Raw genomic sequence first — 19332 nt, 5'->3', positions numbered from 1 at the left:
TCGGCCCCGGCGGGCCGCCCCGCACCCCGCTCCGACTCCATCAGGAGAGCACCGTGACCACCCTTCAGACCGCTCCCGCACCGGGAGCCGAGACGCCCAGCAGGACCCCGCGGGCCCGGGTCCGCTGGGCCGACCTCCTGCTCGACAACATCGTCTGGCTGCTGCTCGTCGTCTTCATCCTCCTCGCGACCGCGCTCAACCCGTTCTTCCTGAGCATCGCGAACTTCCAGAACGTCCTCGTCCAGACCACGACCCTCGGGTTCCTCGCGGTGGCCATCGCCCTGGCGATGCTGCTCGGCGAGATCGACCTGTCCGTCGTCGGCATCCTCGGCTTCAGCGGCGCGATCGGCGCGACGCTGATGGAGCACGGCGTCCCCGGCTTCGTCGCGATCCTCGCCGTGCTCGCCGTCGGCGCGCTGATCGGCCTGATCAACGGGTTCTGCATCGCCAAGCTGCGGATGACCTCGCTCATCGAGACCCTGGCCATGGGCCTGGTCCTCGGCGGCGCGGTGCTCGCGGTGACGAAGGGCCGCACGATCACCATCTCCGACACCTCGTACACCTTCATCGGCCAGGGCACGGTGCTGGGCTGGCCGATCATGCCGGTCGCGCTCGTGGTGCTGTTCGTGGTCATCGCCGTCGTGCTCTACCGCACGCCGTGGGGCCGCAAGCTCTACGCGACGGGCGGCAACCGCACGGCCGCGTACGCCGCGGGCATCAACACCGACCGACTCGTCATCGGCAGCTTCACCCTCGGCGGCCTGCTGGCCGGCGCGGCCGGGTGGCTGGCGACCTCGTACCTCTCCGGGGTCAACTCCACGATGGGCGCAGACCTGCTCCTCTACGCCGTCGCCGCGCCCGTCATCGGCGGCGTCTCGCTGACGGGTGGCCGGGGCCGCGTGCTCGGGATGCTCGGTGGCGTCCTGCTGCTCACGATCGTCCAGGTGGGGCTGCAGCTGACGAACATCAACGCCTACTACGTCTCGATGGCCGGCGGCGTGATGATCTTCCTCGCCGTCGTCGTGGACGCCGTCCGCGTCCGCCGTCGTCAGACCCGGCACTGAGGAGGTACGGGTGAGCACCGCTCAGCAGGGCCGGGTCGTCGCCGTCACCGGCGCGGCCGGCGGGATCGGGCGCGCGGTCTGCGACCGGCTGCGCGCCGACGGCGCGACCGTCTACGGGCTCGACCTCGCCGCACCCGCCGGGCCGTACGGGCTGGCCGTCGACGTGACGGACGCGGGTTCCGTGGAGGCGGCCTTCGACCGGATCCTGCACGACGAGGGCCGGGTCGACGGCGTCGTGGCCGGGGCGGGGATCGTCGAGGACGATGTGGCGGCGGAGACGATGAGCTCGCAGCAGTTCAGCGGCGTGCTCGCCGTGAACCTGGTCGGCGTCTTCCACACGCTCACCAGCGCCGGGCGCCGGATGCTCGAGCAGGGTTCCGGGTCGTGCGTCGCCATCAGCTCGATGAGCGGCAACCACACGGTGAACACGCCGCAGCGCCAGTGCGCCTACAACGCGTCAAAGGCCGGCGTCTCGGCCCTCGTCCGGTCGCTGGCGGCGGAGTGGGCGGGTCGCGGCGTCCGCGTCAACGCGGTGGCGCCCGGCTACATCGGGACCGAGCTGCTCGCGCGCAAGACCCACCAGTTCGAGCAGTGGTACGCGCACACCCCGCAGGGCCGCATGGGGGCGCCGGAGGACGTGGCCGCCACGGTCGCCTTCCTGCTCTCCGACGAGGCCGGCTACTTCTGCGGCAGCGAGCTGCTCATGGACGGCGGCTACACGCTGGTCTGAGCCGACCTCCTCCGGAGAACGGGGATGGTTCGGCACCGCTGAGGTGCCGGATCATCCCCGTCGTGCTGTCGAGGCGGTGCCGGGCTCAGAGGCCGGCGGCGAACAGCGCGTGCACGCGGGTGTCGGCCGTGGCCTCCGGGTGGAAGGACGTGGCGAGCAGGGCTCCCTGCCGCACGGCCACCGGGTGGCCGGCCGCGCTCGCCAGCACCTCGACGTCCGCGCCGACCCGCTCGACCCAGGGCGCGCGGATGAACACCGCGTGCAGGGTCCCGTCGACGCCGATCAGGTCGAGGTCGGTCTCGAAGGAGTCGACCTGGCGGCCGAAGGCGTTGCGGCGCACCGTGACGTCCAGCCCGCCGAACGTCTGCTGGTCGGGCAGCCCGTCGACGATCTCGTCGGCGAGCATGATCATCCCCGCGCAGGACCCGTACGCGGGCAGCCCGGCCCGCAGCGCCGCGACCAGCGGCTCGCGCACGCCGAAGCGGCGCGAGAGCCGGTCGATGGTGCTCGACTCCCCGCCGGGCAGGACGATGCCGTCGAGCCCGACGAGCTCCTCGGGCCGCCGCACGGTCCGCGTCCGGGCGCCGACCGCCTCCAGCGCCCGGCGGTGGTCGACCACGTCCCCCTGGAGGGCGAGGACGCCGACCGTCGGGGTCACCAGCCGCGGGTCGCGAGGCGGTGCGGCTCGGGGATGTCGTCGACGTTGATGCCGACCATCGCCTCGCCGAGCCCGCGCGAGACCTTGGCGATCATGCCGGGGTCGTCGTGGAACGTGGTCGCGGCGACGATGGCCGCCGCGCGCTGCGCCGGGTTGCCCGACTTGAAGATGCCGGAGCCGACGAACACGCCCTCGGCACCGAGCTGCATCATCATCGCCGCGTCGGCGGGCGTGGCGATGCCGCCGGCGGTGAAGAGCACGACGGGGAGCTTGCCGGTGCGCGCCACCTCGACCACGAGGTCGTACGGGGCCGCGAGCTCCTTGGCCGCGACGTAGAGCTCGTCGGGGGAGAGGCTGGTCAGCCGGCGGATCTCGCCGCGGATGGTGCGCATGTGCGTGGTCGCGTTGGAGACGTCGCCGGTGCCGGCCTCGCCCTTGGACCGGATCATCGCCGCGCCCTCGGTGATGCGGCGCAGGGCCTCGCCGAGGTTCGTCGCGCCGCAGACGAAGGGGGCGGTGAAGGCCCACTTGTCGATGTGGTGGGCGTAGTCGGCCGGGGTCAGCACCTCGGACTCGTCGATGTAGTCGACGCCGAGGGACTGCAGGACCTGCGCCTCGACGAAGTGCCCGATCCGGGCCTTGGCCATGACGGGGATGGAGACGGAGCCGATGATCGACTCGATCATGTCCGGGTCGCTCATCCGGGCCACGCCGCCCTGGGCGCGGATGTCGGCGGGCACGCGCTCGAGCGCCATGACGGCGACCGCGCCGGCGTCCTCGGCGATCTTCGCCTGCTCGGCGGTGACGACGTCCATGATCACGCCGCCCTTGAGCATGTCCGCCATGCCCCGCTTGACCCGCTCGGTGCCCGTCCCGGTGCCCGGGTCCTGGATGTCGCTCATGTGTCCGCCTCCGCCGCTGCTGAATACCACCGACCACCCTAGGAGCAGGACCCTCGTCGCGTGTCGCTCCTGGCGGCGACGGACACCTCCGCCCGGGCGGCGGCCACCCCGACGGAGCCCGACGAGGCGCGCGAGGCCGGCGCGACCCGGCCCCGGGCTCCGACGCTCAGGCCTCGCGGCGGGGGTCCTCCAGCACGTCGCGCCAGGAGTGCTGGGGCGCGTAGCCGAGGAGGTCCCGGGCCTTGTCGATGCTGTAGAAGGTCTCGTCCCGGCCCATCTCCCGGCGCACCTCGACCCCGGCGTAGAAGGTGTCGATGATCTCCTGCGTGGTCGCGGCGACCGACATGTCGGCGTTGGCGACGTTGAAGATCTCGAAGCCGAGCCCGTCGGTCTCGAGGGCGCGGAGGGTCAGCTGGCCCAGGTCGCGGGTGTCGATGTAGGCGAAGAGGTTGCGCCGGCGCAGCGACGGGTCCGCCAGGAAGGGCGGGAACATCCCGGCGTACTCGTCGGGCTCGATGACGTTGTTGATCCGCAGGCCGTAGACGTCCGCGCCGGTGCGGGCGTGGAACGAGCGCGCGACCACCTCTCCCGCCACCTTCGACATGGCGTAGGAGTCCTCGGGCACCACGGGGTGGTCCTCGTCGACGGGCACGTACAGCGGCTTGCGCTTCCCCTGGGCGAAGCAGACCCCGTAGGTGGTCTCGGAGGAGGCGAAGACCACCTTGCGGATGCCGAGCCGGGTCGCGGCCTCCAGGACGTTGTACTGCGCCACGACGTTGCTCGCGAACGTCGTGGCGTCCGGGGCCAGCAGGATCCGGGGGATCGCGGCGAAGTGGACGACGGCGTCGTACGCCGACGCCCTGCCCACCTCGGGGGCCGGGCCGTCCAGCGAGGCCATGGTCGGCATGCCCGCCAACGCCGAGTACACCTGGCCGGTGTCGGTCAGGTCGACGTGGAGGTCGGTGACGTCGGGGTGGCCCAGCGGGGTGAGGTCGGCGTTGGTGACCTGGTGGCCCTGGGAGGCGAGGTACGGGGCGACGTGATGACCCGCCTTGCCGCTGCCGCCGGTGAAGAAGATGCGCATGCCCCCAGCAAACCCCCTCGTCGGCGAGCCTGCCTCCTCGCCCGCCCCCGTGGGCACGGCACGAGGACCGGGCCGTCGAGGGAGCAGGGCCGGGTGCAGCCCGTCCCTCGATGCTCGTCCGCGTCCGACCTGGCCACTAGGATGAGGCCCTGCAGCCGTGGGCGTGCCCACGATCCGCGCGCGGCTGCCCCTTCCGGCGCGCCTCGCGCGGGAACAACGAGCCGCCCCGCGACGCTGCACCTGGCTGGCACACGGCAAGAAGAAGGCAGGGCAGGACAGACATGCTGGTCGCGAAGGATCTCCAGGTGCGCGCGGGCGCGCGGCTGCTGATCGACGGCGCGTCGTTCCAGATCGCCCCCGGGGACAAGGTCGGCCTGGTCGGGCGCAACGGGGCCGGCAAGACGACGCTCACCAAGATCCTCTCCGGCGAGGCGGCTCCCGCCGCCGGGTCCGTGACCCGCACCGGCGACATCGGCTACCTCGCGCAGGACCCCCGCACCGGGGACCCCGAGGTCCTCGCCCGCAACCGCATCCTCTCGGCCCGCGGCCTCGACACCGCGCTGCTCCGCCTCGAGAAGGCCGGCATGGCCATGGCCAGCGAGGACGAGGCCGAGCGCGACCGCGCGATGGCCGCGTACGCGCGCGCCGAGGCCGAGCTCACGGCCGGCGGGGGCTACGCCGCCGAGGCCGAGGCGGCCCGCATCTCGGCGAACCTGGGCCTGCCGCAGCGCGTGCTCGACCAGCCGCTGCGCACCCTCTCCGGCGGCCAGCGCCGCCGCGTCGAGCTGGCGCGGATCCTCTTCTCGGGCGCCGAGACCATGCTGCTCGACGAGCCCACGAACCACCTCGACGCCGACTCGATCTCCTGGCTGCGCACCTACCTCGCCGGCCACAACGGCGGCCTGCTCGTGATCAGCCACGACGTCGGCCTGCTCGAGGCGACCGTCAACAAGGTCTTCCACCTCGACGCGAACCGCTCCGAGATCGACGTCTACGCGATGGGCTGGAAGCGCTACCTCCAGCAGCGCGAGACCGACGAGAAGCGCCGGCGCCGCGAGCGGCAGAACGCCGAGCGCAAGGCCGACACCCTGATGCTGCAGGCCGACAAGATGCGCGCGAAGGCCACCAAGGCGACCGCCGCGCAGAACATGGCCAAGCGCGCCGAGAAGCTGCGGGCGGGCATCGAGGGCGAGCGCGTGCAGGACAAGGTGGCCAAGATCCGGTTCCCGGAACCGGCCGCGTGCGGCAAGACGCCGCTCATGGCCGAGGGCCTCTCCAAGACGTACGGCTCGCTCGAGATCTTCACCGGCGTCGACCTGGCGATCGACAAGGGCTCGCAGGTCGTCATCCTCGGCCTCAACGGCGCGGGCAAGACCACGCTGCTGCGGATCCTGGCCGGGGTCGAGCAGTCCGACACCGGCAACGTCCTGCCCGGCCACGGCCTGCGGCTGGGCTACTACGCCCAGGAGCACGAGACGCTGGACACCCGGCGCAGCGTGCTGGAGAACATGAAGACCGCCGCGCCGGACCTCAACGACACCGACGTCCGCAAGGTCCTGGGCTCGTTCCTCTTCAGCGGCGACGACGTCGACAAGCCCGCCGCCGTCCTCTCGGGCGGGGAGAAGACGCGGCTCGCGCTCGCGGCCCTGGTCGTCTCCAGCGCGAACGTGCTGCTCCTCGACGAGCCGACGAACAACCTGGACCCGGCCTCGCGCGCGGAGGTGCTCGCCGCGATCAAGACGTACGCCGGCGCGGTCGTCCTCGTCACGCACGACGAGGGCGCGGTCGACGCGCTCGACCCCGACCGCGTCCTGCTGCTGCCGGACGGCACTGAGGACCTCTGGAGCCCGGAGTACGCCGACCTGATCTCGCTCGCCTAGCGCTCGACCCCGCAGACCCGTCCCCGCACCCGCCGAACCCCCGCGGGACGGGGGTCCCGGGCTGGTGCCATCATGTTGCGCGATCGGTTTTGATCATGGAGCGCGACGTCTGAGCACAGCCCCGACGGCGGGGGCCCGGCCCGGGGCGTCCAGACCACGGGAGCGGGCATGCCGGACGGGGCGAACGAGAGCGGTTCGGGACTGACGAAGGGTGCCCGCATCACCGGGGACCAACGCTCCTCGCTGGGCGCGGCCTTCGGCGAGCGCTACGCCGGCGGGGAGAGCATCCGCTCCATCGCCCAGGACACGGGTCGTTCCTACGGCTTCGTGCACGGCGTGCTGAAGGAGTCGGGCGCGACGCTGCGCGGGCGGGGCGGTGCCACCCGTGGACCGCGTCGCGGTGCGGCGGAGAAGCTCGACGACCAGGCGTCGTCACCCGCGGCCGACCAGCCCGCGGCGTCGGCCGTCCGGACGAAGGCCAAGGCCGCGAAGGACAAGGTGGCCGACAAGACCGCCAAGGCGGGCAAGGCCGTGAAGGACGCCAAGGACGGCAAGGACGACAAGGCGAAGAAGAAGGCCGAGCCCAAGAAGTCCGGCAAGAAGGGCAAGAAGGGCTAGTCCGGGCGCCGCCAGACGCCGAGGCGCACCGCGACCTCGATGACGTCCGGCGCGTCGGCGTGGCCGCCCGCGTCGTCGGGCTGCTGGTGGTGGTGGTGGAAGGCGTTCGGCCCCATGGCCACGAGGTCCTCGACCGTCGCGCGGTCGACCCGGACCGTCCGGCGCACGTCGATCTCGTCGACCGGCTGCAGGTGCTCGGAGAACGTCGCCGCCAGCCGTTCCTGCTTGCCCGGCTCCACGTCGAGCAGCCCCCAGGCCTCCCGCAGGGACGCCAGGTGCTCGGGCAGCGGGCTCACCACGAGCGCCGTGCCGCCGGGCACGAGGACGCGCGCGAGCTCCGCGGGCTGACGCGGCGCGAACACGCTGAGCGCCAGGTCCACGGCGTCGGAGCGGACCGGCAGGCGTTCCCAGGCGTCGGCGACGACCGCTCCCACCGACCAGGGGCTGCGGGCGGCCCGACGGGCGGCGGCGGGGGAGACGTCGAGCGCGACGCCCCGCCCGGTCCGCCCCTCGTCGTCCAGGCGGGCCAGCACGCGGTCGAGGTACCAGCCCGGGCCCGCCCCGACGTCCAGCACCGCCGGTGCGTCCGCGCCCGTCCGCGCCGCCGCGGTGGCGAGGGCGTCGGCGACGTCGTCGTACGCGCCGCTGCCGAGGAACCGCTCGCGCGCGGCCACCATCGCGGGGGAGTCGGCGTTGCGCGGGACCGCCCGGCCGAGCAGGTTCACGTGCCCCTGCCGGGCGACGTCGTACGCGTGCCCGCGCGGGCAGCGCAGGGTCGAGCCGTCCGGGACGAGCGGGGTGTCGGGGAGCTCGCGGTCCGCGCAGGTCGGGCAGGCCAGCAGGTCCGTGACGTCGGCGAGGCTCACAGGGCGCGCAGGGCGCCGCCCTCGACCGGCAGGACGCACCCGGTGAGGTACGACGCGGCGGGCGAGAGCGCGAAGGTGGCGACCCGGGCGAACTCCTCCGGGGTGCCGTAGCGCCGCAGCGGGATGGCGGCCTCGCGCGCGGCCCGTCCGGCGGCCGGGTCGGCGTCGAGGGCGTCGAGCTCGCGGACCCGGTCGGTCTCGACCCGGCCGGGCATGAGCCCGACCACGCGGCCACCGGTGGGACCGAGCTCGTCGGCCAGCTGCTTGACGAGCATCCCGAGCCCGGGCCGGAGGCCGTTGGACGTGGCGAGCCCGGGCAGCGGCGAGAGCACCGAGGTCGAGAGCACCCAGCCGAGGGCCAGGTCGGGGACGGTCGCGTGGGCGACCACGGCGCGCGAGACCCGCAGCGCCGGGCGGAAGACCCGCTCGAACGCGGTCGTCCACTGCTCGTCGGAGGTGCCGAGGACGGTGCCGGGCGGCGGCCCGCCCACGCTGACCAGCGCCCCGTCCAGCCGTCCGAAGGCCCGGATGGCGACGAGGCAGGCGAGGTCGGCGGTCGCAGGGTCGGTCAGGTCGGCGGTCACCGCGACCGCGTGCTCCGGGCCCAGCCCGGCGACGACCTCGGCCAGGACCTCCGCCCGGCGCGCGACGAGCACGACGCGGGCGCCCTCGGCGACCAGCTGCTCGGCCGTGGCCCGGCCGAGGCCACCGCTGGCGGCGGTGACCACGAAGACGCGGTCGTGGAGCCCGAGGTCCATCAGCGCCCGCTCGGCGTCAGCGCGGGACGGTCGTCGTCGACCGGCTTCTTCGGCTTCGGCGTCTTGCGCTGGCCGGTGCGCCGCTCGCGGATGTCGCCGCGGATGAAGACGACGATCCCGGCCAGCCCGATGCCCGCGAACATGAACCACTGGACCGCGTACCAGAAGTGCGGGCCGTCGGAGATCTCGGGCAGGTCGATGGGGGAGAAGCCCCCGTCCTGCGGCGGGTCGACGGTCAGCAGGCCGATGTAGCCGTCGGCGACGGGGTAGGGCAGCGTCGCCGCGATGGCCTGCGAGTCGATCAGCCGCATCGAGCCGTTCACCGGCACCCGGGCGGAGCGCTTGCCCTCCTCGTCGCGGCGGACGTGACCGACCACCGTGACGACCCCGCTCGGGGGCGCGGGGGCGACGGAGGGGATGGGCGCGCCGTTGGTCACCGACACGATGCCCCGGTCGACCAGCACGGTCCCGGCGTCGGTCCGCAGCGGCGTGACGACCTCGTAGCCGTCGGTGTCGCCGGTGCTGCGGTAGCGCAGCACGTACTGGTGCCCGGAGTCGAAGGTCCCGGTCGCGCTGACCCGCTGCCACTGGTCGGCGTCGGTGATCGTCTTCGTGAAGACGTCGGTCCACGGGCGTACGGGCTGCTGCTCGTTCGCCACGGTCGAGACGTTGCGGTCCCGGCGGGAGTGCAGGCGCTCGAGCTGCCACTCGCCGAGGTTGACGAAGGCGGTCCCCAGCACCGCCACGAAGGCGATGAGCAGGGCCCAGCGGACCCAGAGGCGGCGCACGCTCCCAGGCTAGCCGCCGTCGCCGCGGGGGGCGGGTTCGTCGAGCAGCGCGGTCGCCGTCCCGACCGCCTCCGGCAGCCCGGCGCCCCGGCCGACCGCGACGCCCACGAGGAAGGTGGTGAGCGGTCCGGCCACCCGCTCGAGCCCGTGCGCGGCCTCGCGGGTGAGGTCGAGGAGCTCGGTGACCGCGGCGTCGTCGAGGGCGACGTCTCCGGCCTCGAGCTCGTCGGCCAGCCTCCTCAGCCAGTCGGTGGTGCTCTGCGCAAGGTCCATGGGGTGCTTCGTCCTCCCGGTCGGTCGTTGGCTGCCGGTGCCAGGATGGCCCCATGGGACGTCTCACCCGGACCCGGCCGGTGGTCAAGGTCCGCGCCGGTGCCGACGGCCGCGTCGTGCGCCGCAGCGACACGCTCGCCGTGGAGGAGCCGCTCGAGGTGCGGCTGGACGGCTCCGCCTTCCTCGTGACGATGCGGACGCCGGGCGACGACATCGACCTCGTGCACGGGCTGCTGCACGGCGAGGGCGTCATCACGCAGGCCTCCGACGTCGTGCTCGCGCGCTACTGCGCGGGGACCGACGCGGAGGGCCTGCAGACCTACAACGTCCTCGACGTGAGCCTCGTGCCGGGTGCGGCGCCGACAGGCCCGCTGCGCCAGGTCCTCGTGAACAGCGCGTGCGGCCTGTGCGGCAGCACCTCCATCGACCAGGTCGTCACCTCTCGCCGCCACCCGACCACGTGGCGCGAGCCGCTGCCGGTCGAGCGTGTGCTCCAGGCGCCGAACCGGCTGCGCGAGCACCAGCGGGCCTTCGACAAGACCGGCGGGCTGCACGCGGCCGGCCTGATCGACACCGACGGCGACCTCGTCTGCGTGCGCGAGGACGTCGGGCGGCACAACGCGCTCGACAAGGTCATCGGGTGGGCCCTCCGCGAGGGACGGCTCCCGCTCACCGGGTGCACCCTCGTCGTGTCGAGCCGGGCCTCGTACGAGCTGACGCAGAAGGCCGTCCTCGCCGGTGCCGAGCTGCTGGTGGCGGTCTCCGCGCCGAGCTCGCTGGCCGTCGAGCTGGCCGAGGAGGCCGGCCTCACCCTGGTCGCCTTCGTCCGCGGCGACAGCATGAACGTCTACAGCCACGCCGGGCGGATCGACCTGGCGAGCGTGGGCAGCGTCCCGGTCGGCTGAGGCCGCACGGCGCACGGACCGCTCAGCGCGTCGCTGGTCAACGGCACCGACGTCCGCCGCAGCAAGCTGTTCAGCCTTAAACGGCCCCGGGCCGGTCGAACCTCCGTAGCATCGCCGCGTGAGCACCGCCACCCTCCTGCTGGTCGTGGGCGGCGTGGTGTGCGTGAAGACGCTGGCCTTCGTGACGCTGATCGTCCGTCGTGGGCGCCGGCAGCGCCGGGAGCTGGACGTCGCGGCCGCGGCCCTCGCAGTGGCGGAGTCCGCCGTGCCCGTGCCGCCGGACCCCTCGGGCTGGCGCCTGCAGTGGGCCGAGCCCGGCGTCATGCTCGTGCAGAACACCAGCGACGAGGTCCCGGCCCGCGAGGTGCGGCTGTCGGCCACTCTTACCGCGAGCTCCGGGGCCGAGGCCTCCGTCGACCAGGCCGTGCGCTTCGTCGGGACGGGGGCGTGCTTCACCGCCCGGTTCGCCGACCTGGAGCGCTGGCTGACCGAGGCGGCCGCCGCGGCGGGGCTGGGTCGCGACCGTGAACCGGCCCCGCAGCGTCTCGCCTGCACGCTGAGCTACACGATGGCCTGGCGGACGCCCGAGGGCGAGCGGCGGCGCGAGACCCGCGTCGCGCAGGGCGTCGTGCCCGTGCCCGACCTCAGTCCCGGCCTGGCCTGACCCGGCCCGTGGGGACGGGGGCGGTGGACTTCCGCAGCACGAGGTGGGTGGCCATCTCGAGGTGCGACGTGCCCTGGAAGTTCCCGTTGATCAGCTGGCTGAGCGAGCGCACCGCGAGTCGGCCCATCTCCACCAGCGGCTGGGCGACCGTGGTGAGCGGCGGTGCCGACCGGCTCGCCAGGTAGGTGTCGTCGAACCCCACGATGCTCAGGTCCTCCGGCACCCGGATGGAGCGCAACCGCGCCTCCTCCATGATGCCCAGCGCGATCTCGTCGCCCGCGGCGAAGATCGCGGTCGGCCGGTCGGGCAGGTCCAGCAGGTGCGCGGCCGAGGCGCGGCCGCCGGCGTACGTGAAGGGCGAGGAGACGATGAGGTCGTCGTCGGACCGCAGCCCGGCCTCGCTCAGCGCGGAGAGGTAGCCCGCCAGCCGCGCCTGGCTGCAGTCGACCTGCCGCGGCCCCGCGGCGTGCGCGATCCGGCGGTGGCCGAGGCCGAGGAGGTGCTCGGTGGCGCTGAGGCCGCCGCTGAAGTTGGTGGCGCCGATGCTCACGCACGAGCCGGCCCGGCGCACCGGGTCGACCACGACGGTGGGGAAGCCGTCCTCGATCAGCGTGGCCACGGGCGCGGCCGCCGCGTCGACCGTGATGAAGATGGCCCCGATCCGGCTGGACCTGCGCAGGGTCTGGGGCTCGAAGGCCGCGGTGTTGTCGCGCACCTGGGGGCCGATCGCGACGTCGAGGTACTCCGCGCGGGCCGCGTCCATGATGCCGTCGAGCACGGAGACCACGTACGGGTTCTCCAGGCTGGGGAACTCGACCTCGACGGTCCCCTCGAGCCGTGAGCGGCGCCGGCCGTTGCCGGTCACGCGGTAGGAGGAGTCCCGCAGCTGCTGCTGGACCCGTCGGCGGGTGCCGGGGGCGACGTCGGCGTGGTCGTTGAGGACCTTCGAGACGGTGGCCACGGAGACGCCGACGGCGCTCGCCACGTCCGCCAGGGTCGCGCGACCTGCCATCCCACACCTCCGAACCCGAAAAGTTTCGGTAACAGTATCGGGTTCGGGCCCGGAACGGGAAGGGGGCGCGCTGACGCGGACCGACCGCGGGGCATCACCGACAGCTCGTGGCCCGGGAGCGTATGGTCGGGTCTCGCGCGACCTTGGCACCGTTCCCACGATCGGTACCGGATCGAGTTCGTACGGCACGCCGTAAGGCCTTGACAGGTCCTTTCGCCGTCTTTACGTTACAACCAGTAGTTTCTGGCGAAACATCTCGGTGATCTTTCGTTCGGTTCGCGTTTCCCGTCGCGGCTCTGCCGCACTCACACAGGAGATCAAAGTGGATCCCAGCACCACCTCGCGCCGCGGCTTCCTCAAGCTGGCCGGCCTGGCCGGCATCAGCGCCACGGCGGTCGGCACCCTCGCGGCCTGCGGCGGCGGCACGCAGCCGACCCAGCCCGGAGCCGGGGGCAGCGCGGCGGCCGGTGGCGGCGCCGCCGGTTCCGGCGCCAGCTACTGGTTCCTCAGCGGCCAGCCGCAGCAGGCCGTCCGCGAAGAGTCGGTCAAGCGCTTCAACGGCGCCAACGCCGGCACGGAGATCAAGTACACGGAGTTCCAGAACGACGCGTACAAGACCAAGATCAAGACCGCCATCGGCGCCGGCCAGGGTCCGACGATCATCTGGGGCTGGGGCGGCGGCGGCCTCCGCGAGTACGTGAAGAACGACCAGGTCGAGGACCTCACGTCGTTCTTCTCCGAGAACGCGGCGCTGAAGGACAAGCTCTTCCCGTCCGCCTTCGAGGCGGCCACGGTCGACGGCAAGATCTACGCCATGCCGGCCGAGACGGTCACGCCGATCGTCTTCTACTACAACAAGCGCGCCTTCGACAAGATCGGCGCCCAGCCCCCGGCGTCGTGGGGCGAGATCATGGCCCTGGTGCCGAAGTTCAACGAGGCCGGCATCGCGCCGTTCTCGCTCGGCGGCCAGTCCCGCTGGACGAACATGATGTGGCTCGAGTTCCTGCTCGACCGCATCGCCGGTCCCGAGGTCTTCCAGAACGCGTTCTCCGGCAAGGCCGGCGCCTGGTCCGACCCGGCGGTCGTCGACATGCTGACCAAGATCCAGGACCTGGTGAAGGCCAACGGCTTCATCAAGGGCTTCTCCTCGATCACCGCCGACTCGAACGCCGACCTCGCCCTGCTCTACACCGGCAAGGCCGCGATGATGGTGCACGGCGCGTGGACCTACGGGACCATGAAGAAGGACGGCGGCGACTTCGTCAGCAGCGGCAGCCTGGGCTACATGAACTTCCCGCCGGTCGAGGGCGGCAAGGGCGACCCGAGCAACTCCGTCGGCAACCCTGCGCAGTACTACTCGATCTCCTCCAAGGCGACCGACGCGGAGAAGACGACGGCGAAGAAGTACTTCTCCACCACCGTCCTCGACGACACCGAGATCAAGGCGTGGGCCGACAACGGCAGCGTCGCGATCGTCAAGGGCTCCAACGCCTCGTTCTCCGGCGCGGACGCCCCGTTCCTGAACTTCATCTACGACACCGCGAGCAACGCCAAGTCCTTCGCGCAGTCGTGGGACCAGGCCCTCCCCGCGGCCGCCGCCGAGACGCTGCTGGACAACATCGCGAAGCTCTTCCAGCTCTCGATCACGCCGCAGCAGTGGATCGACAACATGAACAAGGTCATCGGGTCGTGACCACGCTGGCTCCGGCGGCCGTGACGTCGGCGCCGGCCACGAGCCCGACGGAAGGCGGCAGGGGCATCAAGGAGCGTTCGTTCACCTGGATGGCCCTGCCCGCCCTGCTGTTCTTCGTCGCGTTCGGGGTGATCCCCCTGCTCGGCGTGCTGCTCCTGTCCTTCACCACCTGGGACGGCATCGGCACGATCACGCCCTCCGGCTTCACCAGCTGGAAGGCCGTCCTCACCGACCCGGGTCTGCCGCACGCGTTGTGGGTGACCTTCCTGGTGATGGCGCTGAGCTGGGCCGCCCAGACGCCGATGAGCATCCTGCTCGGGACGTTCCTGGCCGGACACCAGCGCTACCGCGAGGTCCTCGCGGTGCTGTACTTCATCCCGCTCCTGCTGAGCTCGGCGGCGCTCGCGATCACGTACAAGGCGCTGCTCGACCCGAACTTCGGGCTGGGGGCGGGCCTGCACCTGGAGCTGCTGACGCAGGACTGGCTGGGTCGGCCCCGGCTGGCCCTCGCCGTGATCATCTTCGTGGTCTCGTGGCAGTTCATCCCGTTCCACGCGCTGATCTACCAGGGCGCGGTGCGGCAGATCCCGGTGTCGATGTACGAGGCGGCGCTGCTCGACGGGGCCAGCCGGGTGCGGCAGTTCCTCTCGATCACGCTGCCGCAGCTGAAGTACACCGTCATCACCTCGTCCACGCTGATGGTCGTGGGGTCCCTGACCTTCTTCGACCTGATCTACGTGCTGACGGCGGGCGGACCGGGCGACGCGACCCGCGTGCTCGCCCTCGACATGTACATCCGGGGCTTCAACTCCGGGCTCATGGGCCCGGCCAGCGCCATCGCCTGCATCCTGGTGCTCGTCGGCCTGGTGCTCGCCCTGGTGCTGCGCCGCCTCGGCGGCAGCTCCACGGACAGCCAGCTGGAAGGGGCCTGACATGGCGACCGTGACCACCGCGGGTGACCGCGTGACGAGCGGCCGGAAGGCGTCGGGCGGCAAGGCCCCGGACCGCGGGACCCAGATGCGGGGGACCGTCCACAAGAACTACGTGGGCGGGCTGCTCAGCTACGTCTGGCTGCTGATCGTGCTGGTCCCGATCTACTGGATCATCATCACCAGCTTCAAGGACCAGAGCGTCTACTTCACGACCAACCCGATGGCGCCGCCGACCGCGCCGACGCTGGCCAACTACGCCCTCGTCGTCGAGTCGGACTTCCCGCGCTACTTCCTCAACAGCGTGCTCGTCACCGTCGGCGCCATCGTGCCGGCCGTGCTGATCTCGTTCCTGGCCTCGTTCGCCATCGTGCGCGGGAGCGGGTGGGTGCTCAAGGGCATCAACTCGCTGCTGCTCATGGGGCTGGCCATCCCGCTGCAGGCGACGATCATCCCCGTCTACCTGATCATCATCCGGCTGGGTCTCTACGACACCCTCTGGGCGATCATCCTGCCGTCCATCGCGTTCGCCATCCCGCTGTCGGTGCTGGTCATCTCGAACTTCATCCGCGACGTCCCGCGGGAGCTGTTCGAGTCGATGCGCACCGACGGGGCGAGCGACTGGCAGACCCTGTGGCACCTGGCGTTCCCGCTCACGAAGCCGGCCCTGGTCACCGTGACCATCTACAACGGGCTCGGCATCTGGAACGGGTTCCTGCTGCCGCTGGTGCTCACCCAGAGCCCGGAGAAGCGCCTGATCACGCTCGGTCTGTGGACGTTCCAGGGCCAGTACAGCGTCAACGTGCCGGCCATCCTGGCCTCGGTCGTCATGGTGTCGCTGCCGGTGATCGTGCTGTACGTCCTCGGCCGCCGCCAGCTGATGAGCGGTCTGACCGCCGGCTTCAGCAAGTAACCCCCGCTTCCCGGTCCCGGGGGACGCCTCCCCGGGACCGGGAAGACCCACGCTCCCGCGGTCGTGCGGCGCGGCCCCGCCGCGCCCCCACCCGGAACCGGGGTGGGCCCCCCGACGGGCCCGTCCACCCCCTGCACCACCATCGTCACCACGAGAACCCCACTACGAGAACCCCACCCCGGGAACCCCCACTCACGGGAACAACGCGAAAGGTCGTACGAGATGCCTGTGGAGCTGCACGTCAGGAGCGACGGGTCCGACGAGACCCCCGACGGGTCCGAGCAGCACCCGTTCGCGAGCATCGACGCGGCGGCCCAGGTCGCGCAGCCCGGGGACACCGTCCTCGTGCACGCCGGCGTCTACCGCGAGTGGGTCAGCCCCCGCTTCTCCGGGCTCAGCGACCACCGCCGGATCACCTACGCCGCCGCCCCCGGCGAGCACGTCGTGATCAAGGGCTCCGAGCAGGTCACCGGCTGGCGGCGCGAGGACGGGTCGGTCTGGACCGTCGACGTGCCCAACAGCCTGTTCGGCGACTTCAACCCGTTCGCCGAGGAGGTGGACGGCGACTGGATCGTCTACGCCGACCCGAGCACGCCCAAGAAGCACCTGGGCGACGTCTACCTGAACGGCCTCAGCTTCTACGAGGTCACCTCGCGCGCCGAGCTGGCCGACCCGCCGCGGCGCACCGAGGTCCACGACGACTGGACCAAGACGCCCGACCACGTGCGCGACCCCGACCAGACGCAGCTGGTGTGGTTCGCCGAGGTGGGCGACGAGAGCACGACGGTCTGGGCGAACTTCGGCGACGCCGACCCGAACGCCGAGCTGGTCGAGGTCAACGTGCGCCGCTCGGTCTTCTACCCGCGCGAGCACCACGTCGACTACATCACCGTCCGCGGCTTCGAGCTCTGCCAGGCCGCGACCCCGTGGGCCCCGCCGACGGCCGACCAGCCCGGCCTGATCGGGCCGAACTGGGCCAAGGGCTGGGTCATCGAGGACAACGTCATCCACGACGCCAAGTGCTCGGCGATCTCCATCGGCAAGGAGGCCTCGACCGGGCACAACTTCGCCACGGTCCGCGGCGACAAGCCGGGCTACCAGTACCAGCTGGAGTCCGTCTTCACCGCCGCGCAGACCGGGTGGGACCGCGAGCACATCGGCTCGCACGTGATCCGGCGCAACACGATCTTCGACTGCGGCCAGAACGGCATCGTCGGCCACCTCGGGTGCGTGTTCTCCACCATCGAGGACAACCACATCTACAACATCGCGATCAAGCGCGAGTTCTACGGCTACGAGATCGGCGGCATCAAGCTGCACGCCGCGCTCGACGTCGTCATCCGGCACAACCACATCCACGACTGCTCGCTCGGCACCTGGCTGGACTGGCAGACGCAGGGCACCCGGGTGTCGCGGAACGTCTACCACGACAACAAGCGCGACCTGTTCGTCGAGGTGAGCCACGGCCCGTACCTCGTCGACCACAACCTCTTCGCCTCGCCCGTCTCGCTCGAGTCGTTCAGCCAGGGCGGCGCGTACGTCAACAACCTCGTCGTCGGGACCGTGTGGCTCTCGCCGGTGCTGGAGCGGCCGACGCCGTACCACGTGCCGCACAGCACGCAGGTCGCCGGCTACGCCGCGATCATGGGCGGCGACGACCGCTTCGTCGGCAACGTCTTCCTCGGCGGCGACACGGCGGCCGCCTACGGGACGGACTTCCGGTTCCCGGGCAGCGCGCACCACGGCACCGCGGGCTACGACGGCCACCCCTCCTCGATGGAGGAGTACCGGGTGCTGATCGGGGACCCGACGAAGGGCGACCACGAGCGGTTCACGGTCCCGCAGCCCGTCTACATCCACGACAACGTCTACCTCGGCGGCGCGGAGCCGTACGCGGCCGAGCAGGGTGCCGTCGTGCTCGAGGGCGACGTCAGCGTGCGGGTCGTCACCGAGGGCGACGCGGTCCACCTCGAGACCCGCCTGCCGGAGGGCTTCGGCGACACGACGGTCGTCGCCGTCTCCGGGGCCGACCTGCCGCCCGTGCGGTTCGTCGACGCGGACTTCGACGACCCCGACGGCCGCCCGGCGGTCATCGACGCCGACCTCGTGGGCCAGGCCAAGGACGCCGGCCAGCGCTACGCCGCCGGCCCGCTCCTCACGCTGAAGGGCGGCTCCCAGCGCACGCAGGTGTGGTGACAGGCTGGCCTGCACCCACCCCGGCGCCCGTCGCCCCCACCGACCAGCACCACCCCTCAACCACTCCAGGAGAAAAGCAGATGGCTCCCGTTCCCACCCGCGAGGACAAGTTCAGCTTCGGTCTGTGGACCGTCGGCTGGCAGGCCCGTGACCTCTTCGGCGAGGCGACCCGCCCGGTCATGGCGGGGGTGGAGGCCGTGCACAAGCTCGCCGAGCTGGGCGCGTACGGCATCACCTTCCACGACGACGACCTGGTGCCGCCGGGCAGCACCAGCGCCGAGCGCGACACGATCATCAGCGAGTTCAAGGCCGCGCTCGCCGAGACCGGCCTGGCCGTCCCGATGGTGACGACCAACCTCTTCGGCGACCCGGTCTTCAAGGACGGCGGCTTCACCAGCAACGACCGCGCGGTGCGCCGGTACGCGCTCCGCAAGGTCATGCGGAACATGGACCTCGCCGCCGAGCTCGGCGCGGAGATCTACGTCTTCTGGGGCGGGCGCGAGGGGTCCGAGGTCGACTTCGCCAAGGACGTCCGCAGCGCGCTCGACCGCTACCGCGAGGGCATCGACATGCTCGCGCAGTACTCGATCGACAAGGGCTACGGCATGCGGTTCGCCATCGAGCCCAAGCCGAACGAGCCCCGCGGCGACATCCTGCTGCCGTCGATCGGGCACGCGCTCGCCTTCATCAACGAGTGCGAGCACGCCGACATGATCGGCATCAACCCCGAGACCGGCCACGAGCAGATGGCCAGCCTCAACTACACGCACGGCATCGCGCAGGCCCTGTGGGCGGGCAAGCTCTTCCACATCGACCTGAACGGCCAGAAGGGCCCGCGCTACGACCAGGACATGGTCTTCGGCTACGGCGACCTGCTGCAGGCGTTCTCGACCGTCGACCTGCTGGAGAACGGCGGCCCCAACGGCGGCCCGACGTACGACGGCGACCGGCACTTCGACTACAAGCCGCTGCGCACCGAGAGCATCGAGGGCGTCTGGGAGTCGGCGCTGGCCAACATGGAGCTCTACCTCTCGCTGAAGGAGCGCTCGCAGTCCTTCCGCGCCGACCCGGAGGTCCAGGAGGCCCTGGAGGCGTCCGGCGTCTACGCCCTGGCCGAGCCCACCCTGAACGAGGGCGAGACCTACCAGGACCTGCTGGACGACCGGTCGACGTTCGAGGACTACGACCTCGAGGCGGGTCGCACCCGGGGCTACGGCTTCGCGCGCATCCAGCGCCTGGCGCTGGAGCACCTGCTCGGCGTGCGCTCGGGCTCGGCCCAGCTGCCGTCCTGACCCACGCGGTCCCTGCGCCGGCCCCGGTCCTGTCGGACCGGGGCCGGCGTGCGCTCCGGACGTCTGCGCCGGTCCCGGTCCCTCCGGGGCCGATCGGCGGACCGCGC

At 72.0% G+C, this 19332-nt stretch carries 19 protein-coding genes; 11 read left to right on the top strand and 8 right to left on the bottom strand.

Going from position 1 to position 19332, the window contains the following annotated elements; all coding sequences use genetic code 11:
* The first annotated feature begins 53 nt into the window (after window positions 1-53).
* Both ABD665_RS07225 and ABD665_RS07220 read left to right on the top strand, forming a co-directional pair.
* Window positions 54-1064: an ABC transporter permease subunit gene (locus tag ABD665_RS07225; RefSeq protein WP_204911580.1), complete on the top strand. Its 1011-nt coding sequence runs from the start codon at window positions 54-56 to the stop codon at window positions 1062-1064.
* A gap of 10 nt (window positions 1065-1074) precedes the next feature.
* Complete coding sequence (locus ABD665_RS07220; protein ID WP_204911581.1) at window positions 1075-1794, top strand: SDR family oxidoreductase; 720 nt, start codon at window positions 1075-1077, stop codon at window positions 1792-1794.
* A gap of 85 nt (window positions 1795-1879) precedes the next feature.
* Here ABD665_RS07220 and pdxT read toward each other — a convergent pair whose 3' ends face one another.
* From pdxT to ABD665_RS07205, 3 genes are all read right to left on the bottom strand, one after another.
* A complete protein-coding gene (pdxT, locus tag ABD665_RS07215; protein ID WP_204914038.1) occupies window positions 1880-2455 on the bottom strand; it encodes a pyridoxal 5'-phosphate synthase glutaminase subunit PdxT in 576 nt (191 codons plus the stop codon).
* Window positions 2449-3354, bottom strand: coding sequence for a pyridoxal 5'-phosphate synthase lyase subunit PdxS (pdxS, locus tag ABD665_RS07210; RefSeq protein WP_204911582.1), 906 nt, complete (start codon window positions 3352-3354; stop codon window positions 2449-2451). Before pdxS ends, pdxT begins: the two co-directional genes overlap by 7 nt.
* 166 nt (window positions 3355-3520) lie before the next feature.
* Entirely contained in the window at window positions 3521-4438 is a 918-nt protein-coding gene (locus tag ABD665_RS07205; RefSeq protein ID WP_204911583.1) for an NAD-dependent epimerase/dehydratase family protein, read from the bottom strand.
* A 281-nt stretch (window positions 4439-4719) separates the two neighbouring features.
* Here ABD665_RS07205 and ABD665_RS07200 point away from each other — a divergent pair, with 281 nt between their 5' ends.
* Together ABD665_RS07200 and ABD665_RS07195 are read left to right on the top strand one after the other, a co-directional pair.
* Window positions 4720-6318: an ATP-binding cassette domain-containing protein gene (locus ABD665_RS07200; protein WP_204911584.1), complete on the top strand. Its 1599-nt coding sequence runs from the start codon at window positions 4720-4722 to the stop codon at window positions 6316-6318.
* A gap of 168 nt (window positions 6319-6486) precedes the next feature.
* Window positions 6487-6936, top strand: coding sequence for a helix-turn-helix domain-containing protein (locus ABD665_RS07195; protein WP_344741616.1), 450 nt, complete (start codon window positions 6487-6489; stop codon window positions 6934-6936).
* Here ABD665_RS07195 and ABD665_RS07190 read toward each other — a convergent pair.
* Genes ABD665_RS07190 through ABD665_RS07175 form a run of 4 tightly spaced genes read right to left on the bottom strand, consistent with a single transcriptional unit; the run spans window position 6933 to window position 9621 of the window.
* The gene (locus tag ABD665_RS07190; protein WP_204911585.1) at window positions 6933-7802 is read right to left on the bottom strand and encodes a methyltransferase domain-containing protein; all 870 of its coding nucleotides are present in this window, start codon (window positions 7800-7802) and stop codon (window positions 6933-6935) included. The two genes, ABD665_RS07195 and ABD665_RS07190, sit on opposite strands and share 4 nt — an antisense overlap.
* Window positions 7799-8560, bottom strand: coding sequence for an SDR family oxidoreductase (locus ABD665_RS07185; RefSeq protein ID WP_204911586.1), 762 nt, complete (start codon window positions 8558-8560; stop codon window positions 7799-7801). Before ABD665_RS07185 ends, ABD665_RS07190 begins: the two co-directional genes overlap by 4 nt.
* The gene (locus ABD665_RS07180) at window positions 8560-9348 is read right to left on the bottom strand and encodes an SURF1 family cytochrome oxidase biogenesis protein (RefSeq protein ID WP_204911587.1); all 789 of its coding nucleotides are present in this window, start codon (window positions 9346-9348) and stop codon (window positions 8560-8562) included. The genes ABD665_RS07185 and ABD665_RS07180 overlap by 1 nt, the downstream gene beginning before the upstream one ends.
* A 9-nt stretch (window positions 9349-9357) precedes the next feature.
* A complete protein-coding gene (locus tag ABD665_RS07175) occupies window positions 9358-9621 on the bottom strand; it encodes a DUF6457 domain-containing protein (RefSeq protein ID WP_204911588.1) in 264 nt (87 codons plus the stop codon).
* A 53-nt stretch (window positions 9622-9674) separates the two neighbouring features.
* Between ABD665_RS07175 and fdhD the strand changes: the two genes are divergently transcribed.
* Window positions 9675-10526, top strand: a complete 852-nt coding sequence (fdhD, locus tag ABD665_RS07170) for a formate dehydrogenase accessory sulfurtransferase FdhD (RefSeq protein ID WP_204911589.1) — start codon at window positions 9675-9677, stop codon at window positions 10524-10526.
* Window positions 10527-10644: 118 nt separating this feature from the next.
* Complete coding sequence (locus tag ABD665_RS07165; protein ID WP_204911590.1) at window positions 10645-11190, top strand: hypothetical protein; 546 nt, start codon at window positions 10645-10647, stop codon at window positions 11188-11190.
* Here ABD665_RS07165 and ABD665_RS07160 read toward each other — a convergent pair.
* Window positions 11171-12175: a substrate-binding domain-containing protein gene (locus tag ABD665_RS07160; protein ID WP_204914041.1), complete on the bottom strand. Its 1005-nt coding sequence runs from the start codon at window positions 12173-12175 to the stop codon at window positions 11171-11173. The genes ABD665_RS07165 and ABD665_RS07160 overlap by 20 nt on opposite strands.
* 349 nt (window positions 12176-12524) lie before the next feature.
* On the opposite strand from ABD665_RS07160, the gene ABD665_RS07155 reads away from it, so the two are divergent.
* From ABD665_RS07155 to xylA, 5 genes are all read left to right on the top strand, one after another.
* A complete protein-coding gene (locus tag ABD665_RS07155) occupies window positions 12525-13895 on the top strand; it encodes an extracellular solute-binding protein (protein ID WP_204911591.1) in 1371 nt (456 codons plus the stop codon).
* Complete coding sequence (locus tag ABD665_RS07150) at window positions 13892-14827, top strand: carbohydrate ABC transporter permease (protein ID WP_344741609.1); 936 nt, start codon at window positions 13892-13894, stop codon at window positions 14825-14827. The genes ABD665_RS07155 and ABD665_RS07150 overlap by 4 nt, the downstream gene beginning before the upstream one ends.
* A gap of 1 nt (window position 14828) precedes the next feature.
* The gene (locus ABD665_RS07145) at window positions 14829-15737 is read left to right on the top strand and encodes a carbohydrate ABC transporter permease (protein ID WP_344741607.1); all 909 of its coding nucleotides are present in this window, start codon (window positions 14829-14831) and stop codon (window positions 15735-15737) included.
* Between the two features lie 222 nt (window positions 15738-15959).
* Entirely contained in the window at window positions 15960-17933 is a 1974-nt protein-coding gene (locus ABD665_RS07140) for a right-handed parallel beta-helix repeat-containing protein (protein ID WP_204911592.1), read from the top strand.
* An 80-nt stretch (window positions 17934-18013) separates the two neighbouring features.
* Window positions 18014-19225: a xylose isomerase gene (gene xylA, locus ABD665_RS07135; RefSeq protein WP_204911593.1), complete on the top strand. Its 1212-nt coding sequence runs from the start codon at window positions 18014-18016 to the stop codon at window positions 19223-19225.
* The last annotated feature ends 107 nt before the right edge of the window (window positions 19226-19332 follow it).

Origin of the sequence: Microlunatus spumicola, from assembly GCF_039536445.1 — a bacterium.
GTDB classification, from domain to species: Bacteria; Actinomycetota; Actinomycetes; order Propionibacteriales; family Propionibacteriaceae; genus Microlunatus; species Microlunatus spumicola.
The sequence above is the reverse complement of the archived record's forward strand: the minus strand, read 5'-3'. Positions and strand labels throughout refer to the sequence as shown.